General features: G+C 41.4%; 26 protein-coding genes, 1 tRNA gene and 1 pseudogene. 21 read left to right on the forward strand and 7 right to left on the reverse strand.

Annotated features, from left to right (window positions below):
* Positions 1-87: 87 nt before the first annotated feature.
* The 11 genes from QMA13_RS12040 (at position 88) to QMA13_RS12090 (ending at position 7,020) form a co-directional block, all read left to right on the forward strand.
* Positions 88-477, forward strand: a complete 390-nt coding sequence (locus QMA13_RS12040; RefSeq protein ID WP_282941614.1) for a VOC family protein — start codon at positions 88-90, stop codon at positions 475-477.
* Between the two features lie 79 nt (positions 478-556).
* A complete protein-coding gene (locus tag QMA13_RS12045; protein ID WP_282941617.1) occupies positions 557-1,720 on the forward strand; it encodes an acyltransferase in 1,164 nt (387 codons plus the stop codon).
* Positions 1,721-1,977: 257 nt separating this feature from the next.
* Positions 1,978-2,184, forward strand: coding sequence for a hypothetical protein (locus QMA13_RS12050; protein WP_282941618.1), 207 nt, complete (start codon positions 1,978-1,980; stop codon positions 2,182-2,184).
* A gap of 166 nt (positions 2,185-2,350) precedes the next feature.
* The gene (locus tag QMA13_RS12055; protein ID WP_282941621.1) at positions 2,351-2,710 is read left to right on the forward strand and encodes a hypothetical protein; all 360 of its coding nucleotides are present in this window, start codon (positions 2,351-2,353) and stop codon (positions 2,708-2,710) included.
* 181 nt (positions 2,711-2,891) lie between these two features.
* Positions 2,892-3,188, forward strand: coding sequence for a hypothetical protein (locus QMA13_RS12060; protein ID WP_282941623.1), 297 nt, complete (start codon positions 2,892-2,894; stop codon positions 3,186-3,188).
* A gap of 83 nt (positions 3,189-3,271) precedes the next feature.
* Entirely contained in the window at positions 3,272-3,499 is a 228-nt protein-coding gene (locus tag QMA13_RS12065) for a helix-turn-helix domain-containing protein (RefSeq protein WP_282941625.1), read from the forward strand.
* A 92-nt stretch (positions 3,500-3,591) separates the two neighbouring features.
* The gene (locus QMA13_RS12070) at positions 3,592-3,855 is read left to right on the forward strand and encodes a hypothetical protein (RefSeq protein WP_282941626.1); all 264 of its coding nucleotides are present in this window, start codon (positions 3,592-3,594) and stop codon (positions 3,853-3,855) included.
* Between the two features lie 261 nt (positions 3,856-4,116).
* A complete protein-coding gene (locus tag QMA13_RS12075) occupies positions 4,117-4,935 on the forward strand; it encodes a polysaccharide deacetylase family protein (RefSeq protein ID WP_282943381.1) in 819 nt (272 codons plus the stop codon).
* 6 nt (positions 4,936-4,941) lie between these two features.
* Positions 4,942-5,787, forward strand: coding sequence for a class I SAM-dependent methyltransferase (locus tag QMA13_RS12080; protein WP_282941627.1), 846 nt, complete (start codon positions 4,942-4,944; stop codon positions 5,785-5,787).
* 297 nt (positions 5,788-6,084) lie between these two features.
* Positions 6,085-6,462, forward strand: coding sequence for a hypothetical protein (locus QMA13_RS12085; protein WP_282941628.1), 378 nt, complete (start codon positions 6,085-6,087; stop codon positions 6,460-6,462).
* A 9-nt stretch (positions 6,463-6,471) separates the two neighbouring features.
* Positions 6,472-7,020 carry a GNAT family N-acetyltransferase gene (locus QMA13_RS12090; RefSeq protein ID WP_282941630.1) on the forward strand — a complete coding sequence of 183 codons (549 nt, stop codon included), beginning with the start codon at positions 6,472-6,474 and terminating at the stop codon, positions 7,018-7,020.
* 1,115 nt (positions 7,021-8,135) lie between these two features.
* Here QMA13_RS12090 and QMA13_RS12095 read toward each other — a convergent pair.
* Positions 8,136-8,207: transfer RNA gene (locus QMA13_RS12095), tRNA-Val, on the reverse strand.
* 185 nt (positions 8,208-8,392) lie between these two features.
* Here QMA13_RS12095 and QMA13_RS12100 point away from each other — a divergent pair.
* The 3 genes from QMA13_RS12100 to QMA13_RS12110 are packed head-to-tail and all read left to right on the forward strand — an operon-like array spanning position 8,393 to position 10,684.
* Positions 8,393-9,334 carry a hypothetical protein gene (locus tag QMA13_RS12100; protein ID WP_282941631.1) on the forward strand — a complete coding sequence of 314 codons (942 nt, stop codon included), beginning with the start codon at positions 8,393-8,395 and terminating at the stop codon, positions 9,332-9,334.
* A 44-nt stretch (positions 9,335-9,378) separates the two neighbouring features.
* Positions 9,379-10,386 carry a phosphotransferase gene (locus QMA13_RS12105; protein ID WP_282941633.1) on the forward strand — a complete coding sequence of 336 codons (1,008 nt, stop codon included), beginning with the start codon at positions 9,379-9,381 and terminating at the stop codon, positions 10,384-10,386.
* A gap of 4 nt (positions 10,387-10,390) precedes the next feature.
* The gene (locus tag QMA13_RS12110; RefSeq protein WP_282941634.1) at positions 10,391-10,684 is read left to right on the forward strand and encodes a DUF1811 family protein; all 294 of its coding nucleotides are present in this window, start codon (positions 10,391-10,393) and stop codon (positions 10,682-10,684) included.
* Here QMA13_RS12110 and QMA13_RS12115 read toward each other — a convergent pair.
* Entirely contained in the window at positions 10,681-11,397 is a 717-nt protein-coding gene (locus tag QMA13_RS12115; protein WP_282941636.1) for a Crp/Fnr family transcriptional regulator, read from the reverse strand. The genes QMA13_RS12110 and QMA13_RS12115 overlap by 4 nt on opposite strands.
* 203 nt (positions 11,398-11,600) lie before the next feature.
* Here QMA13_RS12115 and mobA point away from each other — a divergent pair, with 203 nt between their 5' ends.
* Positions 11,601-12,158, forward strand: coding sequence for a molybdenum cofactor guanylyltransferase (gene mobA, locus QMA13_RS12120; RefSeq protein WP_282941638.1), 558 nt, complete (start codon positions 11,601-11,603; stop codon positions 12,156-12,158).
* An 18-nt stretch (positions 12,159-12,176) separates the two neighbouring features.
* Here the strand turns inward: mobA and QMA13_RS12125 are convergent, their stop codons facing one another.
* Positions 12,177-12,998 (reverse strand): Crp/Fnr family transcriptional regulator, encoded by an 822-nt coding sequence (locus QMA13_RS12125; protein WP_282941639.1) that lies wholly within the window; start codon positions 12,996-12,998, stop codon positions 12,177-12,179.
* A gap of 47 nt (positions 12,999-13,045) precedes the next feature.
* Between QMA13_RS12125 and QMA13_RS12130 the strand changes: the two genes are divergently transcribed.
* A complete protein-coding gene (locus QMA13_RS12130; protein ID WP_282941640.1) occupies positions 13,046-14,446 on the forward strand; it encodes a hypothetical protein in 1,401 nt (466 codons plus the stop codon).
* Between the two features lie 131 nt (positions 14,447-14,577).
* Positions 14,578-15,072 (forward strand): divergent PAP2 family protein, encoded by a 495-nt coding sequence (locus QMA13_RS12135; protein WP_282941641.1) that lies wholly within the window; start codon positions 14,578-14,580, stop codon positions 15,070-15,072.
* A gap of 61 nt (positions 15,073-15,133) precedes the next feature.
* On the opposite strand, the gene QMA13_RS12140 is transcribed toward QMA13_RS12135, so the two are convergent.
* Complete coding sequence (locus QMA13_RS12140; RefSeq protein WP_282941643.1) at positions 15,134-16,762, reverse strand: ATP-binding protein; 1,629 nt, start codon at positions 16,760-16,762, stop codon at positions 15,134-15,136.
* 189 nt (positions 16,763-16,951) lie between these two features.
* On the opposite strand from QMA13_RS12140, the pseudogene QMA13_RS12145 reads away from it, so the two are divergent.
* Positions 16,952-17,184 (forward strand): annotated as a pseudogene (locus QMA13_RS12145) (DUF3892 domain-containing protein).
* A 123-nt stretch (positions 17,185-17,307) separates the two neighbouring features.
* On the opposite strand, the gene QMA13_RS12150 reads toward QMA13_RS12145, so the two are convergent.
* Positions 17,308-18,051 (reverse strand): MBL fold metallo-hydrolase, encoded by a 744-nt coding sequence (locus QMA13_RS12150; RefSeq protein ID WP_282941645.1) that lies wholly within the window; start codon positions 18,049-18,051, stop codon positions 17,308-17,310.
* Positions 18,052-18,141: 90 nt separating this feature from the next.
* Positions 18,142-18,303 carry an aspartyl-phosphate phosphatase Spo0E family protein gene (locus QMA13_RS12155; protein ID WP_282941646.1) on the reverse strand — a complete coding sequence of 54 codons (162 nt, stop codon included), beginning with the start codon at positions 18,301-18,303 and terminating at the stop codon, positions 18,142-18,144.
* Between the two features lie 366 nt (positions 18,304-18,669).
* Here QMA13_RS12155 and QMA13_RS12160 point away from each other — a divergent pair, with 366 nt between their 5' ends.
* Entirely contained in the window at positions 18,670-19,290 is a 621-nt protein-coding gene (locus tag QMA13_RS12160) for a stalk domain-containing protein (RefSeq protein WP_282941647.1), read from the forward strand.
* Positions 19,291-19,389: 99 nt separating this feature from the next.
* A complete protein-coding gene (locus tag QMA13_RS12165; RefSeq protein ID WP_282941648.1) occupies positions 19,390-19,689 on the forward strand; it encodes a DUF1292 domain-containing protein in 300 nt (99 codons plus the stop codon).
* Between the two features lie 67 nt (positions 19,690-19,756).
* Here QMA13_RS12165 and QMA13_RS12170 read toward each other — a convergent pair whose 3' ends face one another.
* Positions 19,757-20,176: a DUF1885 family protein gene (locus tag QMA13_RS12170; protein WP_282941649.1), complete on the reverse strand. Its 420-nt coding sequence runs from the start codon at positions 20,174-20,176 to the stop codon at positions 19,757-19,759.
* Positions 20,177-20,336: 160 nt separating this feature from the next.
* On the opposite strand from QMA13_RS12170, the gene QMA13_RS12175 reads away from it, so the two are divergent.
* Entirely contained in the window at positions 20,337-21,146 is an 810-nt protein-coding gene (locus QMA13_RS12175) for a Cof-type HAD-IIB family hydrolase (RefSeq protein WP_282941650.1), read from the forward strand.
* The last annotated feature ends 35 nt before the right edge of the window (positions 21,147-21,181 follow it).

Genomic DNA, 21,181 nt, shown 5'->3' on the forward strand with positions numbered 1-21,181 from the left:
GGGGCTTTTTTCGATAATATGTACCGTGATTGATTTAAATTTCAGGATATTACCCGCAGTATAGTCTACATGAAGGAGGAGAAAGAAATGGCAAGAACAAAGCTAGAACATGTCGGCATTATGGTATCCAATTTAGAGCGCTCTATTACTTTTTACCAAGAGATCATAGGATTGACGCTTAAAGACACGTTAATTCATTCCAACGGTGTTATGAGACTTGCATTTTTGGGCTTTGATCAAGCCGGTGAGACGGAGCTGGAGTTGATTGAAGGGTATAATGACAAGCTGCCGCTAGAAGGCAAAGTACACCATATTGCGTTTACCACAGATAATGTGGAGGAAGAGTTTGCGCGCATTCAAACGTTGGATGTGAAGCTGATTGATACGGAGATCACGACACTTCCTAACGGCTCCCGATATTTCTTCTTTCATGGACCCGATGGTGAATGGATCGAATTTTTCCAATCCACTCGTTAAAATATGAGAACTGAAATTATGATATACTAGAAAAGCTGGTTTTTCACAAACCGCAAGCAACCAATAGGAGTGAAAGACCTTGGCTAAGCAAGCAAGAATCGAAGAAATTCAATATTTACGAGGCTTTGCCTTTTTGGCGGTTGTGCTGCAGCATTCAATTGGACACTACGCTTATTTACCTGAGACTGGCTTGGAAAATGGCGCTGTGCTGGCATTGCTGCTAATTGCAGCTAAGTTCGCGGTGCCCATGTTTATTTTTATTACTGGACTAGTCTTGTTTTACAACTATAGAGAAAAAGTTTCTTTCGTGCCGTTCGTACGCAAAAGGTTTAAAGATATCGTATTGCCATATATCATCTGGTCGACGGTATATGCGATTTTTTTTGGGGAGACCGGAACTTCATTTTGGATGGAGTGTAAGCGAATCCTGCTCGATTGGTTTACGGGAAAAGCCTCCTATCACCTATGGTATGTCGTAATGAGTATTCAGCTGTACTTATTATTTCCTTTCATTCAAAGCGGCGTACTGTGGTTCTGGGGCCGAACGAAGCCTTGGATGCTTAGAGTTGGTTTTGTCCTCCTCTGTGTAGCTTATGTGGCCTTAACTACGGAAGTAGGCAGTATAGGCTCTGTAGCCGAAGGGATGCATGTGCCGGTCATCACTCCGCTTTTCACAGAATATGCGGATCGTAATGCACTTTATTTCTGTATCTATTTTATTATGGGAGCCGCGGCTGGATTAAATGTACAAGTATGGAAGCAATGGATGATGAAAACGAAATGGCTATGGATCAGTTTATATCTCCTTTGCTCTATGGTACTCTTCTACAAGATTGTACGGAGCTTTCAAACGAGTACAGGTTATGTGATTCAGTACAATGATACGCTGCTGGTGCAGCCTTTTATGGCTGTTTTCCTGATGTTGTCCGTTATTGCAATGAGTATAGCTGCAGTAGTGCTGCATGATGGGACAAGCGAGCGCCTTCGAAGTACGTTTAGCTATTTGGGTAAACATTCCTATGGAGCGTATCTGGCTCATGCGCTTATGCTCACTTTTGCAACTGGATTATCGGATCGTTTGGTTCTTGGAGGAAACATTTCCGTTCGAACGGTCGTAGCCTTCGTTATTTGCACTGTGCTGTCGTTACTGCTCACTGTAGTTCTTAGTAAGTTTAACATTGGACGGTTGATCGTAGGAGCGCCTGCGCCACGTAAACCGGGTGGTCAAGCAAGAACGCTTTAAATGCACTTACATTGGTCGTGATCTTCGTTTGAAGAACACGGCTTTTTTTCATTGTCTGGAGAACAAATCGACTGCACAACATTTACCATTGAATACATAAGGTGTAATCTGACTATAATTAGAACATATGTTCTATGTCCCTTTGACTGAAGCAACAGTTCAAGCTTGAAAATAATGATCCATTGATGCTTGTAACGGGTACAATACGACTGCCGCCTACATAGTATACATCAACCAAACGTGTTGAGGTGAACGCTATGAGTGGCAAAAAAGTCAAAAAGAAAAACACCCCCGTCTCAAGCATCGATAAAAATAAGTTCAACATGAAAATCGTGACTTCAGATGTGTGCAGCCGCTGCAGAAAATGCGAACGCGGACTGCGATATTTGGAGAAAATGTCCCAGCCGGGGGCGATCGGTAAAGGGGTTCCATGTATTTTAACGAAAGGAAGGGCTTATGTCTAAACGAGTCAGGTGAGAAGGTCCGTGAAGCTGCGGGCTTTTTTTTGCTGTGAGAAAGACAAGGGTATTCAGATAGGAATATATTAAAATGGAAGCATTCTTCTGAAGACTGTGATAATATGGTAATCAGTGCAAGTGCAGGTAATCCAAGACATCGGAGGATTTCAGAATGGATGAAAGAACTTTAAGACGCGTAGTGATGAACACTCCTTTTTCTTATCCATTAGTGGAGGGAAATGTGTTGAATACACGGGTAACCGATCCGCGGCTCAAAACAAAATGCTGTTATTTGACAGTTGTCACGCTTAGTGAGGATTGTGCCAAAGAAATTTATATTAAACCGGATGCAAGTTTTATTGTTACTCAAGCCAAGTATCAATATGAAACGTTCGACTTAAATGTTGCACGTGAGATTGAGGGCGATTCCGTTGATTACAAGGACCTGGAGAAGTATGTGGGCAAGGAACATATGGATTTGATAGATCATCGTTTGTATTATTATTTGCATAAATCGCTTACTAAATTTTAAGTACATAGTTATGCTATCGATCTATTATCCTTACGAAAAATCATAGATAGACTTGTTCCTGTTGAAGGAATGAGTCTATTTTTTTGGAACAAATTTGCTTGCAATATATTGACTACGAACAAATGTTTGCTATAATAGAGATATAGAACTAGTGTTCCTATTTTTGAGAGGGGTGTAAGCTATGAATTCGACAAAAGTAAGATTTATTGAGCGTGACTATTATAGAACGATGATGGTAAGCCATAGTAGTTATTTAAGTGATAGTCAAATCGAAAAAATCCTTGACGCAGCCGGTACGCACTGGGCTGATCTCACTTTCAAATTTTTCGATGACGGTTCGTTAACCATTATCGATAATGATACGGAGCTTCACATCCCTCTCAAAGAGCTGAAGGGAGCCGCTTATGATTTTTACGTGAGACAAAGAATTCATATGATACGAACAAACTTGGAGAACAAAATTCTCCAGAGTGCTTAATTATTGGACTTGATCGTACTATTTTATTTGTAATCCCAAATGAGATATATTTAGGGAACGACACAAATAAGGGAGTATGAACCATGATAGAAACAAAGTTCAGAGTCAGACTTAAGCAGCTGCGGATGCAGCAAGATATTACATTACGGAAGCTTGGCGAGAAAGCCGGTGTAAGCTATTCGATCTTAAACTCCATTGAGAACGGGAGATATCAGCCATCCCGAGAGACGGTGATAGCTTTAGCTAATGCTTTAAGATACGAACCTATTTCAGAGTTGTTAGTCCTTGCGGGCTACGATAATGAAAAATAATTAGGTAATTGTAACTACATAATTCGACAAAAACTTCCAAAGTATAGTATAATGGTAACAGACAGAGAGGGGAGTGTTCCTATGCTACTTATTTGGAATGTTATAGGATTGATTTTATTATGTACCGTTTTATACTTATCAATAACAACACTTCTGCAAAAGGTGGATTAACAGCACAGATGCACAGCGATAGAAAAATGCCCTTATTTAAGACAGAAGATCAAGAAACGCTTAGACTTAATAAATTAATGCGCAATATCAAACGAATGATGAGCAATAAACAAGAACAGAGTATTTTAAAACGGTATCTTCGTTACAAAAAGAAACCGAAGACGAAGCCGCAGGGATGGTCTTAGCAATTCTAAATTATACTACGAGTAAGTTATTCATATAGTTCATATCAAACATGAATGCGGTTGGTACGTTCACTTGCATTCTTTTTTTTGTATCCAGTTAAGAGAATAGGATTATAGAAAATATCTTTTGAAAATGGGAAAATAATGATAATATTGTAAGGATATAGATAAAGGGTGCATAAGCAGACCAGGGGATCTTCCTAAATGGTAGATGAAAGCATTCCAATTCCTGCATAGTAAAAGAGGTGTAGTAGATTGAGAATGGCGTTTACTGTCGATGTAGAGGATTGGTTTTGCAGCCCGGAGTTATCGCTTGATGATTGGGAACAGTACGAAATTAGGTTGGAGCGACCGATTTATGACATATTAGACCTGTTGGACGAAAGGAATTCTACAGGAACTTTTTTTATACTGGGATGGATAGCTGAGAGAAGACCGAATTTAATTAAAGAAATAGCTCGGAGAGGCCATGAAATAGCCTCACATGGATACTCTCACCGTTTGGTTTACCAACAGTCTGCGCAAGAGTTCAGAGCGGATATTCGAAAGTCCAAGCATATTTTAGAGCATCTTACAGGGACGCAGGTTTATGGCTATCGAGCTCCTTGTTTTTCTATTACGCTATCTGCATTGGACATTTTAGTTGAGGAAGGCTTTGTCTATGATGCGAGTATAATTCCAAATACGTTAAATTCGCTTTATTCCAAGTTTAATCTCGCTCCGACATGGCTTACCCCATTTAAATTAAAACAAAAGCTATGGGAGATTCCGATGCCCGTTTTATATCTGGGACCATTTAACATCCCGTGGGGTGGTGGTGGTTATTTTCGGCTCTATCCTTATTGGTTATTTGACAGCGGAGCTAACAGGATCGTTAAAAATCAAGGCTCGTTTATCTTCTATATTCATCCATATGATTTAGATGAAGGACAGCCGCAAATTTTTAATACATCATGGATCAATAGCATTAGGCGCTACTATGGATTGAAGCACACAACAAAGAAACTAAATCGCTTGCTGACTAACTTTACCTGTACGTCCATTCGAGAGTACCACTCGCATATTTTTGAGGGGAAGTAAGCTGTTGTGGATATAAGAGCTGAGATACTTTTAAATGAGCAACTCTTACGTAATGTAACCGCTATCTATTGCAAAGAGATTGGGATAAAAAAAGCTTCTTTAAGCGTTCCCGATGATAGAGATCTGAAGGATTTAGTTGAGATGGGCGTTCTATCGGCAGATTTCAAGCTCCCGGACGACCGATTTGGCTATACTTGTTATGAGTATTATCGTCAAACTGTAGAGCCTGATTATTTTGATAAGCTGCTTGTGATGCAGGCTTGGGATCGGAAGCGCATTTTGGATTTATGCTGTGGCGGGGGAGCTACTATTCATGCGCTGCGTCAGCACCAGCCTCACAATATATATGGAGTAGATTCTGACGAATACCAGGTGGAGCTGCTTCGCTCTGTATTCAATGAACTGAACGGTAGTGGTACTAAAGTTGTCACAAAGGTTGCCGATGCGCATACGATCCCGTTGGATGACGAATCCGTTGATATGGCGATCTGTCGGGTTGCGTTGCAATACTTGAACGAAGAGGTGGCTCTGCGAGAGATGTCTCGTGTGCTCCTGCCTCAGGGTAAGCTTTTTCTATTGGTTCATGGGACCGGTTACATTTATGATTATCTTTTTACTAGAAATGGGGTTTTTAGTAAGCAGCTTTTGAACTTTATACTGCAAAAACAGAATCGATACAGCAGCACTTCAAAAGTTCAACATTCTCGTTCGAGAGCACATGTTCTTACCATTCGGCGTGTCAAAAGCATATTGAATGCGCTCGGCTTTGTGAATATTCAATTTTATACGGAGAGGAACATGATGAGACTAGGATGGTTGCCCTTGTATTTTGCAGTGGTCGCTGAACGGTGAAATATACGGTATAGGAGACAATAGATGAGTGAATTTACATATGGAAATATAGCGAGTGTTCAACATAAAAACAGGCTTCAGCATGTTTTTCCTAAAGGGACTGCTGTATGTCAGTTGAATGAGGAATGGATAGCTTTTTTTACAGATCAAGACAGTGAAATGGGTTCTTCTTCCTATATGATAAATATATCCAACGAGTGCCCCGTCCTGTACTTTTACAATCTGGAGGATCATTGCTGGGGTTATGAGATATGGAACCGAGGGGATCGGAAGTCTTTTTTGCATATTCCGTACGAGATGGAAACGGAGCTGCTATTTAAAATTGCAGGAGAACGCTATCCAGAGATAGATCATATCGTGGCATTTTTATATGAAGAGCAGGAAGGGCAAAGGATTGCAGAGGAGATTCGAGAGCAACTGCGGGACCATGCTTTTTATGAAGCTGCAGTGAGTCAGCTTTTTGAATCCGTACATATTGAGGATTTCCACTTATTTGATGTTTCGGAGGAAGTCTTAGAGGGATTGGACCAATTATTAAATGCCAATACCTATCTACTATATGATAATAAACAAGTGATTGTTGAAGAATTTAAGCAGTTGCTCAATCTCGAGGAGATGAGTTGGTTAAGATTCGATAGAATCGATCCGAATGAGCATGGCTTTGAAATGATATAGTCGGAACTTATGAATGAAGCACAGGGGGAGATCACCACGGAGCATGTATATTTAGTGAAACCTTGCTTGGATTTACAAAATGAATATATGGATTTTTATCAAGAGTGGAAGCAAAGCGGAGAATCGATGGTTCCTTGGGTGATAAGTAAAGACCCTTCCGATTTTCAAGGCATGGTACAATTTTTGCTTAACAATGAAAAAGGTGAGCATTTACCTGAAGGTTGGGTTCCTGATTCAACGTTTTGGCTAGTCAGCGAAAATAATAAAGTCATTGGTGCTGTCAACATTAGGCATCGATTAACGGAACAACTGCTCCATTGCGGTGGTCACATTGGGTATGGAATTCGCCCCTCAGAACGTCGAAACGGCTATGCTACCAAATTATTATTCCTTGCCTTGGAAAAGACGAAAGAATTGGGCATTAATAAAGTCCTTGTCGTCTGTGATGAAGGAAATGTGGCCTCAGAGAAAACGATTTTGAACAATGGTGGCGTACAGGATACGAGTTATGTAGAGGAAAACGGAAATGTGATAAAACGGTATTGGATTAAATTGTGAGAAAATCATCCATATTTCTTATTTTATACTATGTATGTTTCATGATTTTCTACTTTCCAATGGCGCTAATATATAGTTCTATTGACCAAAAGGTTCTTGAATATCAGCTATCACAAGCGACGAGCAGGACTGAATATGAGAAATTTAGATGGCGTTTCTAACGAAAATATAAAAAGTATGAAGCTATGACTAAAGCTATAACAAAGTATAGAAGCATTGAAAATTTAGAGAACCTTATACTAAGTGTGTCTTCCCCTTTTCCGGAGAGGACATCAAAAATCATCCATTTTAAAAACATTTTAAACAATATCAGAACAAAGCAACCAAGAGTAGCGATAATAAATAAACCGATTGCATCCATTTTTTCACGCTCCATCAATGAAATCATATGCAGGTTAACTTAATTAGTTACGGATGATACTTGAAAATTTAAGATTATCAGAATCAAAAAAGAGCCCATATGAAGTAGGGCCCATCTGATCTCATTGGCGGGGGAAATCAAGTATAAAACTTTTTTAATCTCGATGTTCAACTGTTTACAGATAAATCGAATATCAATTTTTATTCTCAAAATATCACCTCTAGTAATATCATTTTAACATCAGAAATTTTTTAAAAAAATCCCCCGAATGGGGGAGGAGATAAGCAGGACATGGGAGGGGGTTTGTATGAAATTCAACCTCAAGAAGCCTTGTAAAGACTGTCCTTTTATACAAGGTAGTGGCAATGGTCGAGCTATCGGATACCTGGAAGAAGAAGTTGTAACCATGCGTAAACTCGAAAATGAAGGGGTCGATCGACTGCGGACTTAGTTACGATCCATTGAACCATATGACAAAAGTACCACCCGAACGGATCGAGCCAGTTAGCTGGTCGAGGGACGGAGTCGTATATGTTCGATGACGTATTCAGGAACTGGTTAGAGGGAACAAAGATCGATATTTTTCAAAAACAAGTAGAGATTATCTAACTGCTTGTTTTTTTGTTTTCAGTAGAAATCATATCATTCAATACCGGAAGTCGATTCGTATCAAATTCGTATCACTAAGTTTTATCTGGTGGGAGCATTGAGTTTTAAAAAATAAAAAAGCCTTGATTATCAAGGCTTCCTAGTATGACCTGTGCTGGGTTCGAACCAGCGACCCCTACCCTGTCAAGATAGTGCTCTCCCGCTGAGCTAACAAGTCTTATTATGTTGGCCGCTTCATTAGCGACAAGTAATAATATACCAAGTTGTTTTATCAATGTCAACTGTTTTTATTAAAAAAATATGAACAAGCTTCTTCATAGTATTGTGATGAAGTTTGCAGCACGCAGGACGGTACCATGTGCTATAATACTAGGATACCAACCTAGTGAAAGAAGGTACAGGATGAGGGAGTTTCAACGGTCGTTTCAACCTATTCAACTGCAAGTGCATCAGGAGCAAGCCCAAGATGATGCGGTCGATTGGGGAAGTAAGGAATGGGGGACTCATCGTTTTCATATTCGCCAGCTCATGAATCAAGCTCTTGAGCAGCTGCAGGTTAAGGATAAAGCAGTTGTGCTAGGAGCGGGAACACACGGAGATTTGGATCTGCCGGAGCTTGCCAACCATTTTATGCATGTTACAGTGCTTGATACAGAGCCAAATGCTTTGGAAGAAATTATAGATTCCAATGGTGGGTTGCTTGCTAGTAAAATAAAGTCCATCACTAACGTAGATTATACTTGCCTGGATCAAGTACAGTTTTATGAGACTTGGGAGGAAATGCTGCTAAATCAAGCTCCCGCAGCTGACATGGCGGCTTATATAAAAGATTGTGCGTTTCGTGTTCGTCATCGCGAAGCTTTTCCTCAGTGGAAAAGAAGCTTCGCTCTTGTTGTGTCATCTTCCGTACATACACAACTGTTTTACATCCATGCATTGACGCAATTTGCCGGTTACGCGGATCAATATGCTGAATCAGAAGTGAGGGTAGTGTTAGAAGCATTAGCTTACCTTCGCAACAGTCTCATCACGGACTATAATAAGCTGCTGATGTCCCTATTGAAGCCAGATGGAAAGCTTGTTATGTGGTCGGATATGATACGATTGGATGAGCAACACGAGAGCTTACTAGAGAGTTTGTATCAGTTGAAAACGGAGGAGCAGAGAGTTCACTTTTTGTTCCAAGCATTTGGTCAGTATGGGATGGAGCCAGCAGTACTTGGCTTGAAGGATATACATGATCATCTGGAGTCCGCTAACCAAACGTTCAAATGTTGGGTGTGGATGACAGATCAGGATAAGAAATATATTACAGCCGGCTTTTCCGGCAGTTTTCGCGAATAATCTCATTACATCAAGGTCAGGCATAATACGAGGAGCAGTTTCCAATGAAAAATGATTTAGAAGACATAATTACAGAAGTTCTAGAATGTTATTTTGAAGATGGGCAGTGGCGGGTTGAGGCTAAGGAAAGCGGCGTCAATAATACGACACGGTTTGTTTATACACCCATGGGCACATTCGTACTACGAATCTATGACAATCATGAAGACATGAACAAAATCATGTACGAAAGCACCGTGCTGCAGCAGCTACAGCGAGTGAAGCTATCCTATCGCGTCCCTAAACCTTTAAGTACTTTAAAGGGGAGCCCTTATGTAGTCACTGTGTCTGGAAAAATTGCGGTTGTCTTCGAGTATATTGAAGGTGAACGTGCTAATATGACGGATCTCCATCACGTAGCTGCGATTGGGCGGGCTATGGGAGAATTGACGGATGCATTGTCCAAAATACAGTTGGATATAGATGCAGCCTACGAACCTTATTACGAGCTGTATGAGGTTCATCCATTAGTGACTAAGGAAAGACTGGATACTTGGATGAAAGAAATGAGCGACGGACCGTTGCACAATGAAATTCATCTGCTAAGCAGTGGAATAGATCGGTTGCTGAACGACATTCCTGCTTTATGCCGCCTTCCTGTTCAATTGACGCACTCCGATATCGTGGCAGGTAATGTACTTGTTGATGGAGATGAGATTTCCGGAGTGCTTGATTTTGAATTCGTTACACCAGACTTGCGTGCAATGGATGCTGCAGTATTTCTATGCGAACTTGTTCGACATGAGGATGAGAACAGCTGGAGTCTGGTTGAATCTTTCATATTAGGTTACGGACAAGCAGCTCGTTTGAACGGAGATGAGATCGAAGCCTTACCGCAGTTAATATTGCTTCGCAGCATGGTGCTTTGCATTCATTTTCTCGGAAGACATTGGGATGGACTGGATGAAGAGCAGGACGTAAACCGGTATTTAGTTCAGTTGAGCCAAGTCTATACATGGTTGGAGCAGAATCAGGAAAGGCTTCTGGAGCTCTGCAAAAAACAATGGGGGTGAGTGGATGAAGAAGCTGTACAGCCAAATGTCTCCTGAAGAGCTTGAAGCGGAAATGTCAGAAATTCTTGAGGCGATGAAGAATGTCGAGTTTCCTAGTCAGAAAGATTTGCTGGAGCGCAAATATTATACTGCAAAAGCTTACACGCTAAATCCGGGCGAGTTCGTACCTGGACTTTACACTGTCGATGGATATGAGGAACCATTCGAGCTGGAATATATCAACGGAATGATGGGCTGGGGCAAAATGGGAAAAGACCCGGAGGCCAGCTTTCCTATCTCGATGCTGACTCGGGTCTAAATCCGACACATATCCTTGGGGCAATTTTCACATTGGCATACGTTTTTTAGGTAATCCATATTTTCAATGATAATGTAGCTGTTTTCCATTGAAATGATACCCAGCTTCTTAAGCTCGCTAAGCATACGATTGACACTTTCGCGGGTTGCGCCTATCATATCGGCGAGCTCGCTATTTGTCAATTTTTTTGTAATGAGAATTTGCTTTTCGCTTGCTTGACCATAAGAGTTACTTAACCGTATCAAAGTCGAGCATAGTGCACCAGGCTTACCGAACATCATCAAATCACGAAATTTCGTCTGCGTCATCCGATGCATGAGTCCCATCCACTTCATGAATTCAATAGCCAGATCTCCGTGCTGCCACAACAGCGTCTCCAGGTCCTTCTGTTGAATGACTCCAATAATGCTATCTTCCATTACCTCTGCATTAAAGCTATTGACCGATTGATGAAAAGGGTCCAGCTGACCGAATAAATCCCCTTCTCCGTACATGTATAAGATAAAGCTCTTTCCTTCATCGCTCGTTTTTGTAATTTTAACGCTTCCTTGGATCATGAAATACAGCTTATCAGCAGTATCCCCTTCCCAGAACAAGTATGCACCTGAAGTGACCTTTTGCTCATACATGATCTCCTTCAGCTTTGTTAAATTATCCTCCGAAAAACAATCTGTATTATGAACGCCATCCACTTTAAGTGCGCAGTGCAGCATGTGATTTTCCTCCTAGCCATATCGTGCCGTTTCCTTATGCTATAACCATAAAGGATTACTGTCACAGGCGATGTGATAAAAATCACGCTTTAAATTAAATACACGCCCAATTCTGTGATTTTTGTAACATGCATTTGCGTACTAAGTTGATATAGTAATAATTAGCAATAGGCAGGCTTTGCAAGAAAGGAAGTGTAAGACACATGCTGAGCGGAGTTATATTGGCCGGAGGGGAGAAGGGTATCGCACGGGCGCTGCGTCTCATCGGTGGAGAAGCTTTCATTGAATGCCAAATTCGCGAAATGCAAAAGGTATGCCAGGAAATCATCATAGTGACGAACGAACCTAAATTGTTGCTGCCGGTTGTTCCACGCTCCACAAGAATACTTACAGACTATTACCCGGGACATGGTGTGTTAAGCGGTATGCACGCAGCATTTACATTAAGCAAGTATTGTGAATTATTTGTCACAGGCAGCCATATTCCTTATGTGTATTCTTCGAGCGCTATTTTGAAGCTATGGGAAAAAAAGCAGCTCAGTGCAGCTCAAGCGGTCCTTCCGGTATTGGATGAAGAGCCTGACCCGCTCGTAGGAGTGTATAGCAAAAGCTGTCTGGAGGTTATAGCGGAGCTGATCAGGATAGAGGAGAGTAGGGTGGTGGAGCTGCTGCAGCGTATCACGTGGATTGGAGTTAGTCTTAGCGGCTTGCGTTCGTTGGACTTCAATATCTCTATAACGCAAAATTCTTGCGTCAATTAACGCTTCTGATTATAGGGGTTACATGCGGCAAATATCCGGCGGACAATCCGGACATTGTACGATAGACCTCAGATAGGCTAAGTCGCGAATAACAAGGTGCCCGTCTATATAGGCGATGGCGCCTTTCTCTTGATATGCGCTCAGCATCCGACTGACGCCTTCTCTTGTAGTTCCCATCAAGTTGGCTAATTCCGTCTTTGTCATTTTCAATTGAATACGAATACCTTGCTCGCAAGGCTCACCATAAGAATTGCTCATGCGAATAAGAGTAGAGGCTAACGCGCCATTTTTACCGTAAAGCATCAGATCGCGAAACTTGGACTGGGTAGTACGATGCAGCAGCCCCATCCATTTCATGAATTGTACGGCAAAGCTTCCGCTGCTCGCGACGAGCTCCTCAAGACCATTGATCGTAATAAATCCGATCACACTGTCCTCCATGACTGCAGCACTGCAATTATACCGTGTTTCACTTCCCCCCATTTCCATATAAAAGTCTCCTGCCTGGAGCAAATGAAGGATGAGCTCTTGTCCGTCCTCTGTCATCTTATATACTTTAACCAAACCGGATTTTACATACAGACACGAGTTTACAGGCTCACTATCCCAAAATAAATGGCTCCCGGCCATCTTGGCTTCGAACGTCAGATTTTCCTCTAACAGATTAAAATTAGCCGCGGATAAATAGGAGTCAATTTGTGTATGAGTGTTAGCATTTAGGGTCATTTTTATATCAAACCTTTCTTCATAGGTCGTAGCTCTATTGTAAAGGATATGGACCAAATAACATACAAAAACTTTATACACCATGAACCATTTTTGTGCTATGATGGTTCTCAAGTACTAATGAAAGCGTTGTCATTCAGTTGAGGCGGTGGTGCGTATTTATGACAAAAGTGGTAGCAGCAATAGGTTTATGGGTTAGTTTTTGCTTTATGTTTTCTTTCATCATCTATGCTCAGGATAAAGAACCAGCTGCTACTTATATAAGTCCTGAAGGGATTCGATTTCAAAGCTACAGTACCAAGTGGAGTCCTGATAAGCTCAGAGGCTTATATGAAATTTTAATACAATGTGAGCACGGTGAAGAATTGAATCAATTGACACAAGTGACCTTATATCCGGAGAAGAGTGTAGGAAAGAGCGGTTACCGTGTTGGTTACTATAGTATTAAGAACAAGAGCATCGAATTATACGAGGTCGATTCCGTTCCTTTAGAGCGGACGTTTATTCATGAATATGGTCATCATTTTACCTATTATTGGCTTCAGAAAAAGGAAGGGATTTATCCAGCGCAATTAACTCCAAATTCCCAATGGTCGCAAATACGACAGCTAGACGGATTTCCTATTCGTTGGTCAGGCAGCACATTGCCTTACAGTCACAAGTGGGACCCGGAAGAAATTATGGCCGAGGATTACGTTCTGCTATTTGGAATTGATTCCAGACCTATGCCGGAAAGACCAAGTGGCGTAGTCAATTGGCTTAGGCATGAGAATGATTACATCCCATCTGTACTTTCCATTCCATCTGTTCGCCGATATTGGCAATCCGCCGCGGGGCTACCTATCAAACAACCACTTAAAATGCCTGTTCTACAGCAGTGGGAGCTGGTCAAAGACGAGACGAGTCAGGAATTGGAGCAGCTTCGTATCGTTTTTTCTTCAGCGGCAGCATCAGAGCAGCAGCAGGTGATGTACGGCATTCATATCATAGGGTTCGGTGAACAAGGCGGGCTCCCGGCTAGCATTACGACAGGACTTGAATCAGAAGGCAGGAAGATGATTGAAACCAACCTGGATATAAGTCCATTAAGGAAAGAGCTCCAAACCTTCTATATCCATATACAGATTTGGGCTTTGGAGCCAATAAGCAAACAAATTATGTACACTCCCTACTATATCAATTGGTTTTCTTATGATCCTGACTCCAATACGATGAAGCCTATGACACTTCCCTTGGATAAACAAGGACTGCGCAGTATGCTGAAAAGCGAAGGGATGGATAACTGGCCTTTGGTTCTCATGTATTTGAATGGGAAGCCATTTAATGCGATTCGCAAATACAGCGAGAATGGCGTCGATTACATTCCTCTGAGATTGTTCTCCGAAGGAGACGATGTAAACAATTCGTTAAACAATGGGGATGATAAACCGCTGGATGTTCAATTTCAACAACACTCGGTGCAAGTTCAGATGAATCAAGACAATGTGTGGATTGATGGGAAAAGCGTGAAGCTTAATCGTTCAATAAAAAAAGATGGGAATGGAGCCGGTCGTACCAGTTAGTGAGCTGCCGCAGTTGTTTGGTGTAGCTATATTGTGGGACGGAGAGGATAGTGGAAGGATCGTTCAAACCGATACGCCTTGAGATGAATAGAACGAACCGTTATACAAAATGATATAGCTGAGGTGATACGATGAATCGTGCGTTAACAACAGCTCTGTTCACAGTCGGGTTAGCTCAGCTGGCTAAGGTTCCTTTGGCTTACCAACAAACTGGAAGGCTGGATTGGTCTAATCTGCTCCGAACCGGTGGGATGCCAAGCTCCCATTCTGCAGGCGTTGCTTCTTTGGCTTCCTATGTAGCTTTAAAAAGAGGTGTGACCTCTATTCATTTTGCGACAGCTAGTATGCTGGGTTTGATTGTTATGTTCGATGCGATGGGAATTCGAAGGCAGGCGGGGATTATTGCGACAGAAGTAAATGATCTTGGTGATACAGTAGCCTTATTAGCGGATAAGGACCCAACACTGAGTCATGAGAGAAGGGAGAAACAACTGGAAGAAAGGTTGGGGCATGTGCCTCAGGAGGTACTTGGAGGTGCACTGATTGGCATCTTCATTGGGGCAGGAAGCTACATCTTAGAAAAACGGACACGTAAGCGCAGATTCTTCTTGCCATGGTTTAGTTGATCATTTTCTAACTTAATAAACCCTGTGCTGCATAATGCAGCACAGGGTTATTTATGTATAGTTACATTGTTCCGCGATTTCCACTTAGACTCATTTGAGGTGAAGCATCCGGATGGCTAAGGGGAACCGTGATAGTGAACTTGGTTCCTTTGTCCATTTCACTTTCCACTTCCATCGTTCCTTCATGATCCTGTACAATTTTATGACAAATGGATAATCCTAAGCCAGTACCCGATTCTTTTGTTGTATAAAAAGGCAGGAAAATTTGATCAAGCTCATTTTCGGGAATTCCTTTCCCGGTATCTGAAATTTCAATTACCGCATGATCATTTTCACGGGTGAGCACGATCCGAACGAGTCCTTCATCAGGCATCGCCTCGATTGCGTTTTTGATCAAATTTAGAAGAAGTTGCAAAATCTTATCTTGATCCATTAGCATAGGGAGCGAATCCGAGCCCGGATCAAATTCAATATGATGACCTAGACGAGACGTCTCCGAATCCAAAAGCGAAATGACACGCTGAATGCAATCCTTGATGGAATGAACTTTGAATTGGGTTGCATGCGGTTTTGAGAACTGAAGAAATTCGGCAGTCAGCATACTCATCCTCGTAATTTCATCCATAATTAAATCATACCATGGTTTAATGTTAAAATTATCGGATTTGGAGATCTGCAGGAAACCTTTAATCGTAGTCAACGGATTACGTATTTCATGTGCCATGCCCGATGCCAGCTCACCTACGACACGAAGTTTCTCGGAGCGGAGCATGTGTTCTTCGCGCTTTAACCAAGATTCTCTCTTCATTGTATACAAATTGCGTTCTACTATAAAAAACAAATCATCTTTAGAAATTCCATCATCGGGATAAAAGGCCATACCATAGTTAATTTCGATTCCTGTTAGCTTAGGGAACTCCGAGGCCATCAGTTGAGAAATATAGTTCTGTGTATGCCTGGAATCGCTGGAATCCAGTACAATGGCAAATTCATCACCGCCGTAGCGGGAGATGACTAAGGCTTCGGGAAACATAATCCTTAACAGTTGGGCAACCTGCTTCAATATTCGGTTCACTCCGTGAAAACCGTTGATCGTATTTAATGATTTTAAATCCTTGCAATCGATCAATACGAGCGCAACCGATTGATGAATCTGTACTAGATGCTCTAACTGACGATGACATTCCTCATAGTTGTATAACCCTGTCAACGCATCGTGAGTGCTTAAATGCTTCTTTTCGTTATCCAAAAGCAGGGTCTGACTCTCTATCACATATAAGTATCGTCTAAATAAAAAGCCAACAGTCAAGCAACTGAATGCGCAAAATAATAAGATGAACAGTCGATAACTAGTAAAAGGTAAATAAGTGAAAGCAATACAAACATAGGCTGCTGTATATATAATACTTATGGAGGCTGTGGACTTCTGCTTCTTCATCGAGTACATCGACTTAATGATTTCAACAATGTACAGCGGCAAGCATAAATCCATTTGACTAACCCAATGGAATATCATAACCAGACCAAATTGAAGAAATGTAGCTCCTATCCATTTTTTTTCGACGAGATGAGCAGCGAGATAAGCGACAGCACAAAGAACGAGTAACCATGGATTGGAAGTTTTCTGGAACCAAATAGAAGAGGCGCAAATAATGGTTGTGTAAGTAATCAGAATCCAATTATAACTCATGCTTTCATACTCCTCATCATAATTTAGGAATGAAAGGATATTAATGGAATTCTCTATTGACTTGATAAATCCTTCTTAGTAAATCGGAATTGAACTTATCCTGAATAAAAACTTTTCATTCAGCTCACAATAACATTGCGTCATGGATTTCAATAGCAAAGATGGTTTCTAACACAATTAAGGGAGGATATGTCCATGCAACGTGAAACCTTTGTAGCTGTGCAAAAAAACGGTGATGGCGACATAACAGCCTTCAAAACTTCAAGCGGTCGTACACTCCAGTACGAGCAAGCCCTTCAAGAAGTTCACAACGGTACTATTGAGGAGTAAACGTTTTCAAAGGCAGAGACGGTGATTCCTATATTCGCGGCGATGCTGACGGTGATCCTACAAACAACTTGGACTCGCTACCGATGTTTTAATGAACAATAAACAAAACCTGACCTTCCAGGAGGTCAGGTTTTTTTACGATAGGTTCATGGAGTAGGGAGAAGGAGAGAGTACCTATCATATATAAACATCCTCTGTATCCGTAAGCAGGCAGTTTAATCAAATTCGTAACATGTATGCTGTTCGATGAAAGTCATCTGGCCTGTTTTTCCTTTATATAATTCCATTGTATCATCATAATGCATCAATAAAACTATTTTTTGAATATGTGGGGGTAGAGTCATCAACTCCTCAAGACTGGCATGTACAAAGCCTGGAGTGGAAAACTGGCAATCGTGTAAAATATATTTGCATCTTTGGTTTTCATATAAATTCGTCAGCAGCGATAGATTGAACTTGGTATCGGCGCTGTAAAACACGGTATTGTTCAAGAGTACCGAATAGCTAGGCTTGTCAGGAATATGTTCGGAGCGAATTGTCTCGATGATGAATCCCGGTGAAATTTCAGTAAGTGATCCTTCATCGATCGTTATCACTTCGAAGTAATCTTGCAAGCTTGTAAAGCCTTCAGCTTCATTCTCGAGACCACCTCTTAATGAATGATCCCACAATGATTCAAGAACCTTTGAAGGAACGAACAGCTTCATTTTTTTCTTGTATGTATATTTAAACCGAAAGGCAAACTCTTCAAGTCCACCTACATGATCCGCGTGAATATGGGTTATAAGTAGGCCGTCAATCTGATCTATTGAGATATCCAAAGCATGTAGTGCTCTAGGAGCAGTGGCTCCGCAATCTATTAATAATACAAAATCGTTACAGGTAACTAAAGCATTGTTATTGAAATATTTTTTTGAAAAAGCACTTCCCGTGCCGATCATCTGAATTTGCAGGCTCACAAACGATCCTCCACTCATGGTTCCATAGCACTTATGTCATTTTTAATCTACCATGTCTTTGAACCCATTTACAAGAAAAATTTAACAAGGTTACTTTGCCTTCATTTGCTGCAGGATGAAAGAGTCCAGTTTCTGGCTAATGGCCAGCACATCCGGATGTCCGAAATTGTACTGGTGCTTCACTACAACTTGCGCCAAGTGTTTCTTAAGAGCCTCAATTTCCTCTTCTAGCCGACTTGGGTCTGATGACATGCGACCATCTCCATATGACAGATTCTGTGTGATTGCGATAATTGAAATATACCACGTTTATTATAGAAAACAAAGCGGACGAGATTTCTTCCTCTTTGGATTTTTTTGATAGCTATGTGAATCAATGTATTTCCCGGGGAAGCGCGACAATCGCCATATATTTGCACATTGTGATACCTATTTCCATTGTGATAGCATCGAAATGGCGTATTTTGTATAAAATGCAAGGAAGAATGGTTGTTTTTACTATATCTAGTTCATAACGAAAACATTTTTTTGTTTAATAAGGAAATGAGCGCAACTCTTTCCACTAATCTGAGTATAAGCATATAGAACAAAGTACAAGACACGATGGAGGTTGCTGGAATGTTTAAAGTACCGCGGATGCTAACGCTGGTTCTCTCCTTATCGCTCTTTGGAGCAACAGGGGCTATGGCCAGTTCAATATGGGGCGATTACGAGGGCTTCAGTAAGGTTAAAATGGTTGTCAACGATGTGGAGAAGCAGTTCAAGGATAACGAGACTCCTGCTTTTCTAGTGAAAGGTAACGCGGTTCTACCTGTACGTGCCTTATCCGAGTCACTGCAATCTCTGGTTCGTTGGGATGATGGAACGAAGACGGTATCCGTCTTTAAGCCTAACGTTCATATGTTTGTAGCGGAAAAAGTTAACGATGATTACTCTGTTAAGTCTCCGTTCGGACGGGTACCAAAAGGAAAGAAGATTGATTTTGCAGTCTTCGCTCAAGTTGATAGCTTGAAGACACCGTTTTATTCTTTCAAAATATCGATAGAAACACCAAGCGGCCAGCAAGCGGTACCTGCTCATGAGAAAATTGTTAATGGGCAGAAAGAAAACTTCTGGTATCCATGGCCTTTCTCGGTTTCCTTCAATGAAGCAGGAGACTATAAAATTAAGTTCTCTATCAAGCTGGATGAAGATGGAGATTACACCGTAGTTTCCGAGAAAGTCATTGTTTCCGAATAATTAAAAGTAGGCTAGTATCGCTGTCTTACATTGACCTCCATGCACGAAACGTGTTACCATACGAGGGATGACTATTTTATTATGAAATGAGGTTTTCCCATGAGCGATCACATACACGACGAGAACTGTGATCATGACCATGATCACGAAGACGATATTTTTATCGTAACAGATAAAGACGGCGTTGAGCATGAAATGGTTATGGTATATACGTTTGAAGCAAGTGAACAGCCTTATGCTGTTTTGCTTGACCGTAATGATCCGGAAGCGGACGGAGTTATTTTCAGAATTGAAGAAGAAAATGACGAAGCTTACTTGGCTAGCATCGAAGATGAAGAAGAGTGGGAACGTGTTGTTCAAATCTACAATCAAATTGTAGAAGAACAAGAGAACGAATAGGCGCTATAAGTAAAAACCTTCTTGCTAAGGCAAGAAGGTTTTTTTGCGCGTAGTATGGATCAAGGTGCTATTTGCGAGGATTAAAATACATAATGCGACCGTTAAACAAATGCAGCTCCGCTTTCCAAAGCTTGGCCAAATATTTGCAAAACTCGTTGCCTTTGGATTTGTCCCCATGAGTGCAGTCGTCAGGAAGAACGACTTGAATAAAATTGCGCTCGTTATCCCCATCCTGGTCCTTGCCAGAACCCATGACGATATATTTGTACAGAGCATTTTTACCTTTAAGGTAAAACCATTTGCCATCGGCTTCAGGTTTGGATTCAATGGTGTAAGGGAAACCGGCGTCCTCGTAATCCCAACCCAGCTGCTTGCCGGTGAGGTTCAGCTGATCTTTGTAGTGCAGCAGTTGATCTTTCAGTTCATCCAAAGATAAGGAAGAAACGGTGGAGCCTTCTACAAACTTAATATAAGCGCTTTGAGCCATTACCGATACACCTGCCTGTAAAATGGACTGGAAAGGTTTTCATAAATCATAATAAGAACATCATAGCATTTCAAGGTTGGATTGACAATATGATGAACCATTGTATCATTATGGAGTATGCAGTGAACTGGTTGTGAACCAAAGAGAGGGGACATTAAGGGTGAAAAGATTCGAAGGCTATATGCTCGTTACCGATATGGATGGAACATTACTTGATAGCAGTAAAACAATCAGCGTTGAAAATAAACAGGCGATTGACCGGTTTGTAGCGGAGGGCGGACTTTTTACATTGGCCACTGGAAGAATTGCTGGATCGGTAAAACGGTTTGCTGATGTTCTTCCACTTGGAGCGCCTGCTATATTATATAATGGTTCTATGATCTATGATTTTGCAGCTAGCGAGATTGTATGGCAGTGTACGTTAGAGAGATCAGTGATCCCTGTACTGGAACAACTGATAGAGCGGTTTCCAGAGCTTGGAGTGGAGATCTACTGTGGAAGTGAACCGTATTTTATTCGGGAGAATCGGATGACCGATCATCATCGTCGCATGGAGAACTTTATGAGGCCTGTTACTGAGGATATGCACCAGTTAACTGATCCATGGCTCAAGGTATTGCTAGCTTGGGAACCGGAACTCTTGTACGAGGTAGAGGCATTTGCTGCACAATTTACAGAGTTTAGTTGGATAAGATCGGATGATAAATACTTGGAAATATTGCCAGCAGAAACGACTAAAGGACATGCCCTTGAGGAGTTAATGAGAATGACGCGAATCGAGCGATCCCGCTGCATTGCGATGGGGGATCATTTGAACGACCTTGAAATGCTCCGGAGAGCAGGAGTAGGTATAGCAGTAGCAAACGCTCATCCATCATTAATGGAAGTGTCCAACCGGTCATGCAAGCATCACAATGAGCATGCGGTGGCTGATGTGATTGAATGGCTGGAAAGCCAAGTGCAGAACTGAAACATGAAAGAAGGGAACACGTTCGCCTTGAGATG

Source organism: Paenibacillus sp. RC67 (assembly GCF_030020805.1).
GTDB lineage: Bacteria > Bacillota > Bacilli > Paenibacillales > NBRC-103111 > Paenibacillus_S.